The organism is Pseudomonas sp. QC2 (genome assembly GCF_002859085.1).
GTDB classification, from domain to species: domain Bacteria; phylum Pseudomonadota; class Gammaproteobacteria; order Pseudomonadales; family Pseudomonadaceae; genus Aquipseudomonas; species Aquipseudomonas petroselini.
Genome location: NZ_PKKS01000012.1, coordinates 98,032 through 115,278, shown reverse-complemented (window position 1 = coordinate 115,278; position 17,247 = coordinate 98,032). Strand labels below are relative to the sequence as shown.

Genomic DNA, 17,247 nt, shown 5'->3' with positions numbered 1-17,247 from the left:
CACACATACTGTCAGCTTCATAATGGGCGCCAGTCAGCAAATAGTTTGATGGCAGGTTAAGCAAGGCTTCAATGAAAAATTCTTTTGGTTTCACCTGGTACCTGGCGGGGCTGAGCATGCTCGGTTACCTGGCCATGGACATGTACTTACCGGCGTTCGGCGCCATGGGCGAGCACCTGCACATTGGCGCGGGCGCGGTAGGCGCCAGCTTGAGTATTTTCCTCGCCGGCTTTGCACTGGGCCAACTGGTGTGGGGGCCGTTGTCCGACCGCCTGGGGCGCAAACCGGTGCTGCTCGCCGGCCTGAGCCTGTTTGTGCTGGGCTGCGCGGGGATGTTCTGGGTCGAGACGACGCCGCAACTGCTGGCGCTGCGCTTTATGCAGGCAATTGGCGTGTGTGCCGCCGCCGTAAGCTGGCAGGCTTTGGTCATCGACCGCTACCCGGCCGACAAGGCGCACCGTGTGTTCGCCAGCATCATGCCACTGATGTCATTGTCGCCAGCGCTGGCGCCGTTGTTGGGTGCAATGGTACTGAACCACTTCGGTTGGCAGGCGATCTTCGGTGTATTGCTGGGCGTGTCGCTGCTGTTACTGCTGCCGACGTTGTTCCTGCGTACGCCGCCGAAACCTCGGGCGCAGGAGGGCGCACCTTCGCGCCTGGGCTATGGCCAGTTGTTCACCTCGCGCGTGTTTACCGGCAACGTCATGATCTTCGCCGCGTGCTCTGCCAGCTTTTTCGCGTGGTTGACGGCGTCCCCCTTCATCCTCGGTGGCATGGGCTACAGCCCGAATGACATTGGCCTGAGCTACGTGCTGCCGACCTTGGCGTTTCTGGTCGGTGGCTACAGTTGCCGCAGCGCCCTGCAGCACGTTCAGGGCAAGACGCTGCTGCCCTGGTTGCTGCTGGCGTACTGCATCAGCATGGTGGCGTTATACCTGGTCGCCACGTTGACGGTACCGACCCTCACTACCTTGCTGATTCCGTTCTGCCTGATGGCGCTGTGCAACGGCGCGAGTTACCCCATCGTGGTGGCGAATGCGCTGATGCCCTTTGCGGAAAATTCCGGCAAGGCAGCAGCCCTGCAAAACACCCTGCAACTGGGGCTGTGCTTTCTCGCGAGCCTGATAGTGTCGTGGATGATCGATGAGCCGCTGCTGATTACGGTGATCGTGATGTTGGCGACCGCGCCGTTGGCGGTGTTGGGTTACTGGCTGGCGCGGCCCAAAAAGGGTAATTCGGCACTGGCACAAGCCTGAAGTGACAATCCGATCCAAGTGTGGGAGCTGGCTTGCCTGCGATGGCATCGCCCCGGTGCAACTGACACATCGAGTCGCCGGCATCGCAGGCAAGCCAGCTCCCACACTTGGATCGGATTCCTTCAGGTATTAGAAGGTGACCTCAAGGTTCACCGTCGGCGTTGAGGTGCGGCTACCCCGGCCGCCATCCACGCCGAACTTGTTATGCCAGTACTCGTAACCCACCCCCAGGTACAGGTTCGGCTTGACGCTTTTGCCCGGTCGCACCGCCACCATCAGCGCGGTGCGCATCAGGGTTTCCGGCGCGGTGTCGCGGCCGTGGTAGTCCTCGCCTTTTTCGCCGACGTAATTGATAAAACCCTGGAATTTCGCCGCGTGGTTGGCGATTTCGAACGGGCGCATCCACGTCAGGTTGAGCAAGTAGGTGTCGTCGAAGGTGTGGTTCGACTCTTTTGCACCGGGAATGCCGGTGTGGTTCCTTTCCTTGTAGTACATCAGGCTCAGGTCCAGCACGCCGACGGTGTTGAACTTCAAGGTCGGGCCGATCACCAGCGCGCGCTTCTTGGCTGAGGCGAAGTTGTTGTTGCGGTTGGCATCGAAGCCCAGGGTCAGCGCGTAATCCTTGATCAGCCCGGTGCCCAGCGGCACGTCGAATACCCGCGACGCATACAACTGGTGGCGATACACCGCGTACACCTCACTCCCACCATGGTCGGTGCCCTTGCGCGGGTCGCGGCTGTCGGACAGGAACACATCAAGGTTGAGGAAATTGCTGCCGTACCGGTAGCCGCTGGCGTGGGTAAAGCTGTAGATGCGCTTGCTGAACTCGTCGGGGTTATTCGGGTTGGTGAACTGCTGGCCGTAGCGAAATCCTACGCTGTTGTTCATCCATTCCAGCGCGACGGCCTCCCCACCGCCGAGGAGCGTGAGTGCAACGGTGGCGCCCTGTAATGCCTTTTTCATTGTTCTAGGTCCTTTGGCGTTCTGGCTCATCTCGGCCGGATTGTTTTTGTAACGCCGATGGAGGGTATCTTGTTCGATTGATTGTATACAACTCTATGGACATCCAGTCCGAACATTGCATACAGTGGCGGCACAACAAAAACAGAGAACCCCTCACCATGACTATCCCGAAGGCGTCACCGCAGCGGCCAGAAGATGAGAATCTCGGCGTCGCCGCCAACATGGCTTACGGCCTGCAACATGTGCTTACCATGTACGGCGGTATCGTCGCGGTACCGTTGATCGTCGGCCAGGCAGCCGGGTTGTCGCCGGCAGACATCGGCTTGCTGATCGCCGCGTCATTGTTTGCCGGTGGCTTGGCCACGCTATTGCAGACCCTGGGGCTACCGTTTTTTGGCTGTCAGTTGCCGCTGGTGCAGGGCGTCTCGTTTGCCGGTGTGGCAACCATGGTGGCGATTGTCGGCAGCGATGGCGCTGGCGGGGTGCCGGCGATTCTCGGGGCGGTGATGGCCGCGTCGTTTATCGGGCTACTGATTACCCCGGTGTTTTCGCGGATCACCAAGTTTTTCCCGCCGCTGGTGACGGGTATTGTGATCACCACTATCGGCCTGACCCTGATGCCCGTTGCGGCGCGCTGGGCCATGGGCGGCAACAGCCGCGCCGCGGATTTCGGCAGCATGTCAAACATCGGCCTGGCGGCATTGACGCTGGTGCTGGTGTTGCTGCTGAGCAAGATCGGCAGCGCGACCATTTCGCGCTTGTCGATCCTGCTGGCGATGGTGATCGGCACCGTGATTGCAGTGTTCCTCGGCATGGCCGATTTTTCCGGCGTGACCCAGGGGCCAATGTTCGGTTTCCCCACGCCATTCCATTTCGGCATGCCCACCTTCCATGTCGCCGCGATCATTTCCATGTGCATCGTGGTGATGGTGACCCTGGTCGAGACCTCGGCGGACATCCTGGCCGTGGGTGAAATCATCGACACCAAGGTCGATTCCAAACGCCTCGGCAATGGCCTGCGCGCCGACATGCTGTCGAGTATGTTTGCGCCGATCTTCGGGTCCTTCACCCAGAGTGCCTTCGCCCAGAACGTCGGCCTGGTCGCGGTTACCGGGGTCAAGAGCCGCTTTGTGGTGGCCACGGGCGGGTTATTCCTGGTGGTCCTCGGCCTGCTGCCCTTTATGGGGCGTGTGATCGCGGCGGTGCCCACCTCGGTGCTGGGCGGGGCGGGGATTGTGCTGTTCGGCACTGTGGCAGCCAGCGGTATCCGCACCTTGTCCAAGGTCGATTACCGCAACAACATGAACTTGATTATCGTGGCGACATCCATCGGTTTTGGCATGATCCCGATTGCTGCGCCGAGCTTCTACGATCACTTCCCGAGTTGGTTTGCGACCATCTTTCACTCGGGGATCAGCTCCTCGGCGATCATGGCGATCCTGCTGAACCTGGCGTTCAACCATTTCACCGTGGGCAATTCGGACCAGCAATCGGTGTTTGTGGCGGGGACTGAGCGCAGTTTGTGCTTCCGTGATGTGTCGGAACTGCGTGATGGGGATTACTTCAAAGGCGGCAAGCTGTTTGATGCCGAGGGCAGGGAGATCCCGTTGGTGGCGGAGGTGCCTAGGAAGGTCACCAAACCCGAGGCTAGCGAGGCCTGAATGTGGGAGGGGGCTTGCCCCCGATTACGGTGTATCAGCTGAGTGATTGGCTCCTGACACACCGCTATCGGGGGCAAGCCCCCTCCCACAATTGGAATGCATCCAGCTTGAGCATTCAGCCCGCCTTGAGCACGTTGTGCGGTACTGAACACACCTCATCCAGAAACTTCACCACGGTCCCCATGCACGCCTGGCGTTCTTCCACATGCGGCATGTGGCTGGAGTCTTCAAACAGCGCCCAGCGCACATCTGCGATTTCATCCAGGAACGGCTTGACCACCAACGGCGTCGCTTCGTCGTGCCGGCCGGAAATCACCAGCGTCGGCACGTTGATGGCCGACAGGCGGCCAATGGATTTCCAGTCCTTCAAACTGCCGATCACATGGAATTCGGTCGGGCCGCTCATGGCGTGGTACACCGTCGGGTCCGCATCGACCTGGGCGAAAGTGCGTGCCACTTCTTCCGGCCACGGGTTGACCCGGCACACGTGATGGTCATAAAACACCCGCGACGCCGCGAGGTATTCCGGGTCCTGATAGGTGCCGGCGGCTTCATGCTTGAGCAGGGTTTCATGCACACCTTCCGGCAGCAATTTGCGCAGGCGGTTGGCTTCGCTGACCCAGGTGCGCATGCACGTCGGCGAGTTGGCCGGGATGAAGGCGCGCAGGCCCTTGGGTTGCAAAATCGCATGTTCACTGCCGAGCATGCCACCCCAGGACTGGCCGAGGATCGCGTAGTTATCGCTGATCTGCAGGTGGTCCAGCAGGTTGTTCAGTTCTTCGAGGAACAGGCCCACGGTCCAGAAGGACGGGTCTTTGTCAGGCAGATGGGTGGAGCGGCCGTTGCCCAACTGGTCGTAGTGGATCACGGCGTGGCCGCTGGCGGCGACGTCCTTGAAGGCGTCTACATAGTCATGCGTGCATCCGGGGCCGCCGTGGATAACCACCAAGGGGGTGCGGCCGCTGGAGAGGTCACCGGTGACGCGGTACCAGGTTTGGTAGGCGCCAAACGCCGCATAGCCTTCGCGGATCTTTTCGATGAATTCCATTTCGTGCCCTGCTCTGAAAAAAGGATCAGGGACACGATAAGGCGTCATGGAAATTTAAGTAACTAGCAAAACAGCTAGGTTTTGCCGGACGGTCAGTCCTCCAGCAGGCGGTAATGAGTGGCGCGAACCACCGCCTGTACGCGGTTCTTGGCCCCCAGCTTGTGCATCGCCGAGGCCAGGTGCAGGGTGACCACCGCCAATGAGCGGCTCAGTTGCGTGGCTATTTCAGCGGCGGTCAGGCCGTCGGCGGCCCATTTGAGGCACTCGCGTTCGCGTTTGGTCAGGTGAATATGCGGGTAAGTGCGCAGTTCCTTGCTGAACAGCGGGTAGGCTGCTTCCTGCAAGGCGTGGGAAATCAGGCTGAAATCCGACAAGGTCTGCTGCGCATCCTGCAGCACACTGTGGGCCTTGCCGGTACGCAAGCCGGTCAGCGAGGCGAAGCCGCCGCGTGGCAGGTGGATCGGCACGCTGACGCCGCAGGTCAACTGCTGGTCATGCAGGTAGGTCGACACCGGGGCGTGGCAGGGATCGATGATCTTTTGCAGGGGGGTGTCGACCTTGACATCGTAGGACCACACGAAGGGCGACACCGTACTCAGGGCCAGATGTTGCACCGGATCGATCTGGTAGAAGCCCTTGCTGCACCATAAGGCGTGCCAGTCGGGCGGGGTGTTGCGCAGTTCCAGCACCGAAGGGGTGATCAAGGCGCCATCCTGGTCGATCGGCACCGGGGTGTAGTCATACACCAGTGCATCGAAACCCAACTGCTGGGCGAGGATAAACGTGTTGTCCATCTGCTCGTCCAGGCTCCTGCCCGGCATCAGACGGTGATTTAAGGCAGTAAGCTTGGCCAGCATCCGTTCTGCTCCCGAATTCATTTGAATCTCGACTTGCTGCAAGTAGAATGCCACGCCCCGGCGAAGGACTGCCAGGCCAAACCTATAAGAAATGCTAGGTTATGGACGCGCGGCATCCTCGGTAGTGTTGGTCGATAAACGGCCGCTACCTGCCAGGCCGACACAACACAAGGAATGTATGCATGTGGCGTGAAATTGCCCCCGACCAGCAGTACAACGTGCAAGTCGACGGCCATAACCTCGTGGTCTACAGCTTTGGCGAAGGCGATGAGGTGCTGCTGTGCCTCAACGGCGGGCCGGGCCTGCCGTGTGACTACCTGCGCGACGCCCATGGCTGGCTCAAGGAACACAACCTGCGAGTGGTTGCATTCGACCAGCTTGGCACGGGCGCATCAGCCAGACCCACCGACGTTTCGCTGTGGGAAATCGGCCGATATGTCGAAGAAGTCGAAACCGTGCGCCAAGCCCTGGGCCTGGGCCGCGTGCATCTGCTCGGGCATTCCTGGGGCGGCTGGCTGGGCATCGAATACGCCATCCATTACCCCGACGCGCTGAAAAGCCTGATCCTCGAAAACACCGTCGGTGACATTCCGCACCTGTCCCAGGAGCTCGAACGCCTGCGTGGCGCCCTCGGCAGCGAAACCGTGGCGATGATGCAGCGCCACGAAGCCATGGGCACCCTGGACCACCCGCAGTACCAGGCCGCGATCACCTTGCTCAACTACCGCCACGTGTGCCGTCTCGACGAATGGCCCGAGCCGGTCAAACGTTCCCTCGGCGACTGGAACATGGGCCCTTACGAAACCATGCAAGGTCCCAACGAGTTCCTCTACATCGGTAACCTCAAGGACTGGAACCGCATCCCTGAGATGGCCGCGTTCACGATGCCGATCCTGATCACCACCGGCCAGCACGACGAACTCACCCCGGCCTGTGCCCTGCGCATGAAAATGGCGGCCAAACACGCCCAATTGCACGTTTTCCCCAACAGCAGCCATATGCCCTTTTATGAGGAACCCCAGGCGTACTTCCCGGTGCTGTTGGACTTCCTTGCGCGTCATCGAGGCTGACGGATGAACCTGGCGCGCTACCGTTTTGTCCTGTCCCGGCCGCTGCAGTTGCTGCCGGTGCTGTTTGGCATCAGCCTGATTACCTTTGTGCTGGTGCGCTCGATTCCCGGCGACCCGGCCCGTGCCCTGCTGGGTTCGCGCAGCACGCCGGACGCCTTGCTGAAAATCCGCGCCCAGTACGGCCTCGACCAGCCGTTGTGGCTGCAATATTTCTACTTCCTGAAAAATCTGCTCAAGGGCGACCTCGGCCAATCGCTGCTGTACAAGGTCGACGCGCTCAAGCTGATCGTCACCCGCATCGAACCCACGCTGGTATTGGTGCTCGGCAGCGTGGTGCTGGCGCTGCTGATCGCGGTGCCGCTGGCGACGTTGGCCGCGCGTAACAAGGGCGGCTGGGCGGATAACCTGATCCGCGTGTTCACCACGGTCGGCCTGGGCATGCCGGCGTTCTGGCTGGGCTTGATGCTGATCCTGTTGCTGAGCGTGCAGTGGGGCTTGTTTCCCGTGTCCGGTTACGGTCGTACCTGGCTGGACAAGGCGCATCACATGGTGCTGCCGTGCCTGACCATCGCCCTGGCGCTGTCGGCGGTGTTGGTGCGCAACCTGCGGGCGAGCATGCTGATGGAGTTGCAGGCTGACCATGTCACCGCCGCCCGGGCTCGTGGGCTGTCGGAAGCCGCCGTGTTTCGCCGCCATGTGTTGCCCAATTCCCTGGTGCCGGCGGTCAACCTGCTGGCGGTGAATATCGGCTGGCTGATCAGCGGCACGGTGGTGATCGAAAGCCTGTTTGCCATTCCCGGCATCGGCCAGTTGCTGGTGCGCGGCATTTTCACCCGCGATTATATGGTGGTGCAGGGCGTCGCCATGGTGCTCGCCTGCGCGACAGTGGTGGTCAACTTCATCGCCGACGTGGTGACCGTGGCCCTCGACCCACGGGTGAAGATGCAATGAGCAGCCGCCCGTTGATTGCCCCGTGGCGTCTGCGCCTGCGTTTTGGTTTTCGCAATGGCCGGCTGACGGCTGCGTGGGGCCTGTTGATTTTGCTGGTGTGGCTGGCGCTGGCGCTGTGTGCGCCGTGGATTGCGCCTTATGACCCGATTGCGCAAAACACCGATATCAGTTTGCTCGGCCCGAGCCTTGCTCATCCCTTTGGCACGGATAACTACGGTAGGGACATCCTGTCGCGGGTCATCTGGGGCGCGCGCATTGACCTGCAGTTGGCCATCGTCGGGGTGATTTTCCCGTTCATGATCGGCACCTTTGTCGGCGCGGTGTCGGGCTATATCGGCGGGCGTTTTGACAGTTTCTGCATGCGCCTGATCGACGTGATCCTGGCATTCCCGTTCCTGGTGTTGATGCTGGCGATCATGGCCATCCTCGGTCCAGGCCTGAAGAGTTTCTATATCGCCATGGCGTTGGTGGGCTGGGTGTCGTATGCACGGCTGATCCGCTCGCAAATCCTGGTGCTCAAGGAAAGCGACTTTGCCCTGGCCGCCAAGAGCCTGGGCTTTGGCCATGGGCGCATTCTGTTCCGGCACTTATTGCCTAACGCCATGTTCGGCTCGATCGTGTTTTCCATGTCTGACGCCGTATTGGTGCTGCTCAATGGCGCCGCCGTGAGTTACCTGGGCCTGGGCGTGCAACCGCCGACCGCCGAGTGGGGGACGATGGTGGCCGAGGGGCAAGCCTTTATCACCACCGCGTGGTGGATCTGCACCTTCCCAGGGCTGGCCATCGTGACCTTGGCGATGGGCTTCAGCTTGCTGGCGGATGGCGTGGCGCAAGTGCTGGGGGATCGCTCATGAGTGTGCTGCAGGTGCGCGATCTCAGCGTGATCGCCAACAATGCCGGGCGCGAGGTGACCTTGGTCGACCGCGTGTCTTTCGATCTGGCCGAGGGCGAAATCCTTGGCTTGGTGGGCGAGAGCGGCTCGGGCAAGACCATGGCCTGTCGCGGTCTTATGCGCTTGCTGCCATCGCCCAACCTGCGGGTGCAGGGCGGTGCTGTAAGGCTGGCCGGGCAGGACCTGTTGCAGCTGGATGATGCGGGGATGCGCGCGATACGCGGCGGGCAACTGGGCATGATTTTCCAAAACCCCAGCAGCCACCTTGATCCGCTGATGCGCATCGGTGAACAGATTGCCGAAGGCATTCGCCTGCACCAGGGCGCATCGAAGAAAGATGCCCGGTTGCAGGCCATCGACGTGTTGCGCCAGGTGGGCATTCCCGATCCCCAGGCGCGCATCGACAACTACCCCCACGAGTTTTCGGGCGGCATGCGCCAGCGCGCAATGATCGCCGTGGCGCTGGGCTGCAACCCGAAAGTGCTGATCGCCGACGAGCCGACCACCGCCCTGGATGTGACGGTGCAGGCGCAAATCCTGCGGCTGTTGCTGGACCTGCGCGATCAACGCGGCCTGTCGATCATCATGATCACCCACGACCTCGGCGTGGTCGCGCAAACCTGCGACGCCATTGCCGTGATGTATGCCGGGCGCCTCTGCGAGCACGGCAGCAAATACGACCTGCTGGCCCGGCCACAGCACCCGTACACCGCCGGTTTGATCGACTGCCAGCCCGCCCACAGCAGTGGCCACGCCTTGCTGCGCACCATCCCCGGGCAGCCGCCGTTGCTGGATGCATTGCCCGCCGGCTGCCGGTTCAACCCACGTTGCCCGCAGGTCGGCGCCTTGTGTACCGAGGTGCTGCCGGAAGGCGCGCGCGTCGCCTGTCATTACCCGTTGGGAGCGCAGCCATGAGCCTGTTGCAGATCAAGGACCTCGAGGTGAAGTTTGCCGCGTCCGGCACCGGCTTGTTTGGTTTGAACAAGCAGTGGGTAAGGGCGGTGAACGGCGTGTCGCTGAACCTGGCGGCGGGCGAAACCCTGGGGCTGGTCGGCGAGTCCGGCAGCGGCAAAAGCACCTTGGGCCGCGCTATTCTGCACCTCAACCCGATCAGCGCCGGCCAGGTGTTGTTTGATGGCGTCGACATGGCGCATGGCAGCGCCATCGACATCACCCGCCTGCGGCATGAAACCGCGATGATCTTCCAGGACCCGTACGCCGCGCTAAACCCGCGCCACACCATCGGCGAAACCATCGCCGAAGTGCTGCGGGTGCAGCGCAAGGTCGCGCCGCAGCAGATTCCCGCGCGCGTGAATGAGTTGCTCGACCTGGTCGGCCTGCGCCCCGAACTCGCCGACCGCAAACCCGGCTCCCTCAGCGGCGGGCAATGCCAGCGCGTCGGCATTGCCCGGGCGCTGGCGGTGGAGCCACGACTGATCATCGCCGATGAGTGCGTGGCGGCGCTGGATGTGTCGATCCAGGGCCAGATCATCAACCTGCTGCTGGAACTGCAACAGCGCATGAACCTGGCGATCCTGTTCATCGCCCATGACCTCGCCATCGTGCGCCGCCTGTGCGACCGCGTGGCGGTGATGTATTTGGGCAAGATTGTCGAGGAAGGCCCGGTGGAGGCGGTCTTTACAATGCCACGTCATCCGTACACGGCGGCGCTGATCCAGGCGATTCCCGAGATTGACCCGCATCGGCCGTTACCTACGGAGCCCTTGCCGGGTGAACCCCCGAGCCCACTGAATTTGCCTACGGGCTGTGCCTTTCATCCGCGTTGCCGGCATGCCCGCTCCATGTGTTCCGTGGTGTTGCCGCCGACGCATTTCCTGCACGAGCATCGGTACAGTTGCGTGCTTGAAGAACCTTTGCTTTAACCCTCTGCCATTCATTAACAAGGAGTTGTGATATGCAATCGCGCCACTTGAAGTTGCTCGCCGCCGCCACATTGACCGCCTGGTCGCTGACCGCTGGTTTTGCCCAGGCGGCGGGTGTATTGACCATCGGCTGCCGTGAAGACAGCACCACGTTCGACCCGATCAAAAGCGCTCAGAACCGCGACACCTGGGTCTTCGCCAACGTCTACGACACCCTGGTGCGCGTCGACAACCTGGGCACCAAGATGGAGCCGGGTCTGGCCGAAAGCTGGGACATCTCCAAGGACGGCCTGACCTACACCTTCAAGCTGCGTGATGCGAAGTTCTCGGATGGCTCGCCGATCACCGCCGAAGATGCGGCGTTCAGCCTATTGCGTATTCGCGACAACAAGGCCTCGCTGTGGGCCGATCCGTTCAACCTGATCAACACCGCCAAGGCGTCGGACCCGAAAACCCTGGTGGTCACCCTCAAGACTCCGGCCGTAGCCTTCCTCTCGCAACTGGCGTCGCCGACGGTATCGATCCTGTCGGAAAAAGCCATGACCAAGATGGGCGAAGACGCCTACTCGGAAAACCCGGTGACCTCCGGTGCGTTTACCGTGGACGAGTGGCGCAAGGGCGATCGGGTGATCCTCAAGAAGAACCCGAACTTCTGGCAGGCCAAGAATGTGAGCCTGGATGGCGTGGAGTGGGTGTCCGTCACCGACGACAACACCCGCATGCGCATGGTGCAGAACAACGAGCTGGACACGGCGATCTTCGTACCGTTCTCACGGGTTGAAGAGCTGAAGAAAGACAAGAACGTGGTGATCCACGCCGACCCGTCGACCCGTGAAGATCACCTGCTGATCAACCACGCCCATGGCTTGCTGGCCAAGCAGGAAGTGCGTGAAGCGCTGGACATGGCTATCGACAAACAATCGCTGGTCAAGACCGCCACCTACGGTCAGGGCACCGTGGCCTATTCCTACATTCCAAAGGGCTCGCTGTACCACTACGCCAACAACCTGCAGCGCCCGTACGACCCGACCGCCGCCAAGAAGCTGCTGGAGCAGGCCGGCGCCAAGGACTTGAAGCTCAACTACGTGGTCAACGCCGGCAACGAAGCCGACGAGCAGATTGCGGTGATCATCAAGGACCAACTGGCCAAGGTCGGCGTGACCGCCAACCTGCAAAAGGTCGACCCGACCCAAAGCTGGCAGATGCTGGTGGACGGTGAGTACGATATTTCGGTGATGTACTGGACCAACGACATCCTCGACCCGGACCAGAAGACCACCTTCGTGCTGGGCCACGACACCAACCAGAACTACATGACCCGCTACAAGAACGACAAGGTCAAGGACCTGGTAGCCGCCGCACGCATTGAGGCCGACCCGGCCAAGCGTGAGCAGATGTATGTGGAATTGCAGAAATTGGCGAAACAGGACGTGAACTGGATCGACTTGTACTACAGCCCGTACATCAACATCTCACGCAAGAATGTGAGCAACTTCCTGCAAAACCCGCTGGGGCGTTTCACCCTTGAGGAAGTGGTGAAAAACTAAAGAACACTGCAATAAAAAATGTGGGAGGGGGCAAGCCCCCTCCCACATTTGGTTTTATAGTGTGCCTGTTATTGCGCGTCGAACGCCTGCCCGTTGATGCCGGCACTGTCCGGCCCCATCAGGTACAGGTACACCGGCATGATCTCTTCCGGCGCAGGCCTTTCCATCGGGTTTTCCCCTGGGTACGCCTGGGCGCGCATGCTGGTGCGCGTGCCACCGGGGTTGATGCTGTTGGCCCGTACTGCCGCCACGTCCTCCAGCTCATCGGCCAGGGTTTGCATCAGCCCCTCGGTCGCAAACTTTGACACCCCATAAGCCCCCCAATACGCCCGGCCCTTACGCCCGACGCTGCTGGAGGTGAACACCACCGACGCATCCTGGGACAGTTTGAGCAGCGGCAGCAGGGTGCTGGTCAGCATGAACATCGCGTTGACGTTCACGTGCATGACTCGCATGAAATTCTCACCGGACAACTGCTCGATCGGCGTGCGTGGGCCGATGATCGAGGCGTTGTGCAGCAGGCCGTCGAGGTGGCCGAATTCTTTTTCGATCATCGCGGCCAGCTCATCGTACTGATGGGGCAGGGCGGTCTCCAGGTTGAACGGGATCACCACCGGTTGCGGCTGGCCCGCCGCTTCGATTTCGTCATAGACCTGGGCCAGGTTGGCTTCGGTCTTGCCCAGCAACAGCACGGTAGCGCCATGGGCGGCGTAGGTTTTCGCCGCTGCCGCGCCAATCCCGCGACCGGCACCGGTCACCAGGATGATTCGGCCTTTGAGCAGTTCTGGACGTGCGGAGTAATCAAACATAAACAACCTCGACAGAATTCACAGAAAATCCATGTGATTGATCGCAACCTTTGCTTTTGTGGCGAGGGAGCTTGCTCCCGCTGGGGCGCGAAGCGGCCCCAAAAGATGGGCCTGCTACGCAGGCCAGCGGGAGCAAGCTCCCTCGCCACAAAGGCACATCAGCCGCAAGCATTCCCAATCAGCAACTGCACAGTGCGTTATCCAGTACTTTACGCAGCTCCAGCGGGTGATCCACCACCACATCGGCACCCCAATGGCGCGGGTTGTCGTCCGGGTGGATATAGCCGTAGGTCACCGCCGCGGTACGGGTGCCGGCGTCGCGGCCGGACTCGATATCGCGCAGGTCATCGCCCACGAACAGCACGCTGGCCGGGTCCAGGTCGAGCATCTTGCACGCCAGGATCATCGGCTCCGGGTCCGGCTTGCTGTTTTTCACATGATCGGGGCAGATCAGCAGCGCCGAGCGCTCGGCCAGGCCCAGCTGCTGCATGATCGGTTCGGCAAAGCGCAGTGGCTTATTGGTGACCACGCCCCAGATCAGTTTGGCTTTTTCGATGTCTTCCAGCAGCTCGGCCATGCCGTCGAACAATGTGCTGTGGACCGCGCAGCCCTTGAGGTAGCGCTCGAGGAACTCCTGGCGCAGCGCTTCAAAGCCTGGGGATTCCGGGTCCATCGAGAAGGTCACGGCGACCATCGCCCGTGCACCGCCGGAGATTTCATCGCGGATGTGCTGGGGATTGATCGGCACCAGGCCGCGGTCGGCGCGCATGGCCTGGCAGATGGCGATAAAGTCCGGCGCGGTGTCCAGCAGGGTACCGTCCATATCGAAGAGAACCGCTCGCAACTTCACAGGCTCACTCCTCGCGCAGGGTCTGGATCATGTAGTTGACGTCAACATCGCTGGCCAGCTTGTAGTGTTTGGTCAGCGGGTTGTAGGTCAGGCCGATGATGTCCTTGACGGTCAGCCCGGCCTGGCGGCTCCAGGCGCCCAGCTCGGAAGGGCGGATGAATTTCTTGAAGTCATGGGTGCCGCGCGGCAGCAGCTTCATGATGTATTCGGCGCCGATGATCGCGAACAAGTAGGCCTTGGGGTTGCGGTTGATGGTGGAGAAGAACACCTGGCCGCCCGGCTTGACCATGCGGAAGCACGCACGGATCACCGAGGACGGGTCCGGCACGTGCTCGAGCATTTCCAGGCAGGTGACCACGTCGAACTGCTCGGGCATCTCTTCAGCCAGGGCTTCGGCGGTGATCTGGCGATACTCCACGCTCACGCCGGATTCCAGCTGGTGCAGCTGGGCCACCGCCAAGGGCGCTTCACCCATGTCGATGCCCATCACGGTCGCGCCGCGCTGGGCCATGGCTTCGCTGAGGATGCCGCCGCCGCAGCCCACGTCCAGCACCTTCTTGCCGGCCAGGTTGACGCGTTCGTCAATCCAGTTGACCCGCAGCGGGTTGATGTCGTGCAGGGGTTTGAACTCGCTTTCGCGGTCCCACCAGCGGTGAGCCAGGGCTTCGAATTTGGCGATTTCGGCGTGGTCGACGTTGCTCATGGTGAATCCTCTAAATCTGATAAATCGGTTTGTCAGCCCTGAACGATACGGTTCAAGACCGGCGTTATTCGCTGTGCCCGCTGATACGTTGGCCCCAGGCGATGGCCGTGGCGGTCAACTGGTGTTCATCCATGCGGGTCAACTGCCGGTCGTCGAGCAATTGCTTGCCGGCGACCCAAAGGTGTTTCACGCAATCGCGTCCGGTGGCATATATAAGCTGTGAGACCGGATCGTAGATCGGTTGTTGCGCCAGCCCCGACAGATCGAAGGCAACGATATCCGCCGCCTTGCCGACCTCCAGCGAGCCAATCTCGTTTTCCAGGCCCATGGCCCGCGCGCCATTGAGCGTCGCCATGCGCAGGGCACGGTGGGCATCCAGCGCTGTGGCCGAACCGGCGACGGCCTTCGCCAGCATCGCCGCAGTGCGGGTTTCGCCCAGCAGGTCGAGGTCATTGTTGCTGGCGGCGCCATCGGTGCCGATGGCCACATTCACGCCAGCCTGCCACAGACGCTCCACCGGGCAAAAGCCGCTGGCCAGTTTCAGGTTGGATTCCGGGCAATGGATGACGCTGGTGTTGCTTTCTACCAGCAAAGCCAGGTCATCTTCGCTGATTTGGGTCATATGAACGGCCTGGAAGCGCGGCCCCAACAGCCCGAGGCGGCCCAGGCGCGCCAGTGGGCGCTCGCCGGTCTGCTCGACGGCTTGCTGCACTTCAAAGGCGGTTTCGTGAACATGCATATGGATCGTGGCGTCCAGCTCTTCGGCGATTACGCGGATTTTTTCCAGGTTGTCATCGCACACGGTGTAAGGCGCATGGGGGCCGAAGGTGATCTTGATGCGCGGGTGGTGCTTGAGGTCGCCGAACAGTTCAATGCCCTGGCGAATCGCCTCATCGGCCGTGCTGGCGCCGGGAATCGGGAAGTCGAGGATCGGAATCGCGATCTGCGCGCGCATGCCGCTGTTGTGCACGCAGTCGCTGGCGACCTTGGGGTAAAAGTACATGTCGGAGAAGCAGGTGATGCCACCCTTGAGCTGCTCGGCGATGGCCAGGTCGGTGCCGTCGCGTACGAACGCTTCATCGACCCACTTGGCCTCGGCGGGCCAGATGTGTTTTTCCAGCCAGGTCATCAGTGGCAGGTCGTCGGCCAGGCCGCGAAACAGGCTCATCGCCGCATGCCCGTGGGCGTTGATCAGGCCGGGGCTGAGCAGCATGCCCGGCAGCTCGCGCACCTCGTGGGTTGCCAGCTTCAAGGCCGCTGCCCGTGGCCCGATAAAGGCAATGCGCCCATCGCGGATGCCCAGGCCATGCTCCTTGAGCACCACGCCAGCGGGTTCGACAGGCACCAGCCAGGTTGGCAGCAGCAACACGTCGAGCGGGGCGGCAGTGGCGGTCATCGCGGGCTTCTTCCCAGGCAGCTATAAAAGAAGGGCGAAGTATACCCGAGCGCCCTGGCTGGCGGATCGCTATAATCGGCGGCTTTGTTCTTGAGTGCGGAGTAAGGGATGCGCGATCGACTGTTGGCAGCGGAGAAGGTGAAGGCCATCGATTGGCGTGATGGCGCGCTGTACCTGCTCGATCAGCGTGCCTTGCCATCCCGGGAAAGCTGGGTGGCCTGCGTGACGGTCGAAGACGTGGCGGCAGCCATCCGTACGATGGTGGTGCGCGGTGCGCCGGCCATTGGCATCAGTGCTGCGTATGGCCTGGTGTTGGCGGCCCGTGTGCGCATCGCCGAGGGCGGTGACTGGCAGGCTGCCTGGGAAGAAGACTACGCACTGTTAGCCGATGCCCGTCCCACCACATCGAACCTGTTCTGGGCGTTGAAGCGCATGCGCGACCGTCTGGATCGTGTCAAGAAGCACGCCGATCCGCTGGCGGTGCTGGAAGCCGAAGCCATCGCGATCCATGAAAGTGATCGCGAAGCCAACCTGACCATGGCCCAACTGGGCGTCGAACTGATCCGCAAGCACCAGGGCAATGCCCAGGCCATCCTCACCCACGGCAACGCAGGCGCCCTGGCGACCGGCGGCGTGGGAACGGCGCTCGGAGTGATTCGCGCAGCCTACCTGGAGGGCATGGTCGAGCAGGTCTATGCCAACGAAACGCGCCCCTGGCTGCAAGGTTCGCGGCTGACCGCCTGGGAACTGGCGGGCGAGGGTATCCCGGTGACGGTGAATGCCGATTCGGCGGGGGCGCATATCCTCAAGACCAAAGGCGTGACGTGGGTGATCGTCGGCGCCGATTGCATTGCCGCCAATGGTGACGTGATCAGCAAGATCGGCACCTACCAGCTGGCGGTGTGCGCGATGCACCATGGCGTGCGTTTCATGGTGGTGGCGCCGAGTTCCACCCTGGACATGATGATGGCCACTGGCGATGACGTTGCCCTGGAAGAGCGCGATGCCGGTGAGTTGCTGGAAGTGGCCGGCCAGCGCTTTGCGGCGGATGTGAATGCCTACAACCCGGTGTTTGACGTGACGCCGGCCGACCTGATCGACGTGATCGTGACCGAGAAAGGTGTGGTCGAGCGGCCGGATACGGCCAAATTGGCCAAGTTGATGTGCCGTAAGCGGTTGCATTGAGGGGTGTGGTGTTTGTGGAATGGCCTTCGGGGGCAAGCCCCCTCCCACACGTGAGCGGCGAATGCATTCAAAATGGGGGAGGGGCTTGCCCCCGATTGGCTTTATAAGTCAACAAAACCCTCGGATCTGCCCTCAGAAAAAAGCACCAACCCACCTCTGAGCCCCTCTCGTCGCCC

Annotated in this window: 16 protein-coding genes; 9 read left to right on the top strand and 7 right to left on the bottom strand. The window is 61.6% G+C overall.

The window, feature by feature from the left end; genetic code table 11:
* Positions 1-71 precede the first annotated feature (71 nt).
* Positions 72-1,256: a purine nucleoside transporter PunC gene (punC, locus tag QCBJ_RS12220; protein WP_046035080.1), complete on the top strand. Its 1,185-nt coding sequence runs from the start codon at positions 72-74 to the stop codon at positions 1,254-1,256.
* Positions 1,257-1,385: 129 nt separating this feature from the next.
* On the opposite strand, the gene QCBJ_RS12215 is transcribed toward punC, so the two are convergent.
* A complete protein-coding gene (locus QCBJ_RS12215) occupies positions 1,386-2,219 on the bottom strand; it encodes a nucleoside-binding protein (RefSeq protein ID WP_102060906.1) in 834 nt (277 codons plus the stop codon).
* Positions 2,220-2,377: 158 nt separating this feature from the next.
* Here QCBJ_RS12215 and QCBJ_RS12210 point away from each other — a divergent pair, with 158 nt between their 5' ends.
* On the top strand, positions 2,378-3,880 hold the full coding sequence (locus QCBJ_RS12210; RefSeq protein ID WP_093546036.1) for a nucleobase:cation symporter-2 family protein: 1,503 nt from the start codon (positions 2,378-2,380) through the stop codon (positions 3,878-3,880).
* A 115-nt stretch (positions 3,881-3,995) separates the two neighbouring features.
* On the opposite strand, the gene QCBJ_RS12205 is transcribed toward QCBJ_RS12210, so the two are convergent.
* Entirely contained in the window at positions 3,996-4,928 is a 933-nt protein-coding gene (locus QCBJ_RS12205) for a proline iminopeptidase-family hydrolase (RefSeq protein ID WP_012722916.1), read from the bottom strand.
* 92 nt (positions 4,929-5,020) lie between these two features.
* Positions 5,021-5,785: a LuxR family transcriptional regulator gene (locus QCBJ_RS12200; protein ID WP_012722917.1), complete on the bottom strand. Its 765-nt coding sequence runs from the start codon at positions 5,783-5,785 to the stop codon at positions 5,021-5,023.
* 182 nt (positions 5,786-5,967) lie between these two features.
* Here QCBJ_RS12200 and QCBJ_RS12195 point away from each other — a divergent pair, with 182 nt between their 5' ends.
* The 6 genes from QCBJ_RS12195 to QCBJ_RS12170 are packed head-to-tail and all read left to right on the top strand — an operon-like array spanning position 5,968 to position 12,128.
* Positions 5,968-6,855 carry a proline iminopeptidase-family hydrolase gene (locus QCBJ_RS12195; protein ID WP_012722918.1) on the top strand — a complete coding sequence of 296 codons (888 nt, stop codon included), beginning with the start codon at positions 5,968-5,970 and terminating at the stop codon, positions 6,853-6,855.
* Between the two features lie 3 nt (positions 6,856-6,858).
* Entirely contained in the window at positions 6,859-7,806 is a 948-nt protein-coding gene (locus QCBJ_RS12190) for an ABC transporter permease (protein ID WP_012722919.1), read from the top strand.
* Complete coding sequence (locus tag QCBJ_RS12185; protein ID WP_012722920.1) at positions 7,803-8,660, top strand: ABC transporter permease; 858 nt, start codon at positions 7,803-7,805, stop codon at positions 8,658-8,660. The genes QCBJ_RS12190 and QCBJ_RS12185 overlap by 4 nt, the downstream gene beginning before the upstream one ends.
* Positions 8,657-9,613 carry an ABC transporter ATP-binding protein gene (locus QCBJ_RS12180; RefSeq protein WP_046035078.1) on the top strand — a complete coding sequence of 319 codons (957 nt, stop codon included), beginning with the start codon at positions 8,657-8,659 and terminating at the stop codon, positions 9,611-9,613. Before QCBJ_RS12185 ends, QCBJ_RS12180 begins: the two co-directional genes overlap by 4 nt.
* On the top strand, positions 9,610-10,581 hold the full coding sequence (locus QCBJ_RS12175) for an ABC transporter ATP-binding protein (RefSeq protein WP_102060905.1): 972 nt from the start codon (positions 9,610-9,612) through the stop codon (positions 10,579-10,581). The genes QCBJ_RS12180 and QCBJ_RS12175 overlap by 4 nt, the downstream gene beginning before the upstream one ends.
* A 32-nt stretch (positions 10,582-10,613) precedes the next feature.
* Positions 10,614-12,128: an ABC transporter substrate-binding protein gene (locus QCBJ_RS12170; protein ID WP_012722923.1), complete on the top strand. Its 1,515-nt coding sequence runs from the start codon at positions 10,614-10,616 to the stop codon at positions 12,126-12,128.
* A gap of 68 nt (positions 12,129-12,196) precedes the next feature.
* Here QCBJ_RS12170 and QCBJ_RS12165 read toward each other — a convergent pair whose 3' ends face one another.
* The 4 genes from QCBJ_RS12165 to QCBJ_RS12145 form a co-directional block, all read right to left on the bottom strand.
* Positions 12,197-12,937 carry a YciK family oxidoreductase gene (locus QCBJ_RS12165; RefSeq protein WP_012722924.1) on the bottom strand — a complete coding sequence of 247 codons (741 nt, stop codon included), beginning with the start codon at positions 12,935-12,937 and terminating at the stop codon, positions 12,197-12,199.
* A gap of 178 nt (positions 12,938-13,115) precedes the next feature.
* Positions 13,116-13,787, bottom strand: coding sequence for an N-acetylmuramic acid 6-phosphate phosphatase MupP (gene mupP / locus QCBJ_RS12155; RefSeq protein WP_102060904.1), 672 nt, complete (start codon positions 13,785-13,787; stop codon positions 13,116-13,118).
* Between the two features lie 4 nt (positions 13,788-13,791).
* Entirely contained in the window at positions 13,792-14,490 is a 699-nt protein-coding gene (ubiG, locus tag QCBJ_RS12150; protein ID WP_003172645.1) for a bifunctional 2-polyprenyl-6-hydroxyphenol methylase/3-demethylubiquinol 3-O-methyltransferase UbiG, read from the bottom strand.
* 64 nt (positions 14,491-14,554) lie between these two features.
* Complete coding sequence (locus tag QCBJ_RS12145; RefSeq protein ID WP_102060903.1) at positions 14,555-15,886, bottom strand: TRZ/ATZ family hydrolase; 1,332 nt, start codon at positions 15,884-15,886, stop codon at positions 14,555-14,557.
* A 108-nt stretch (positions 15,887-15,994) separates the two neighbouring features.
* Here QCBJ_RS12145 and mtnA point away from each other — a divergent pair, with 108 nt between their 5' ends.
* Positions 15,995-17,071 (top strand): S-methyl-5-thioribose-1-phosphate isomerase, encoded by a 1,077-nt coding sequence (gene mtnA / locus QCBJ_RS12140; RefSeq protein WP_102060902.1) that lies wholly within the window; start codon positions 15,995-15,997, stop codon positions 17,069-17,071.
* Positions 17,072-17,247: the final 176 nt, after the last annotated feature.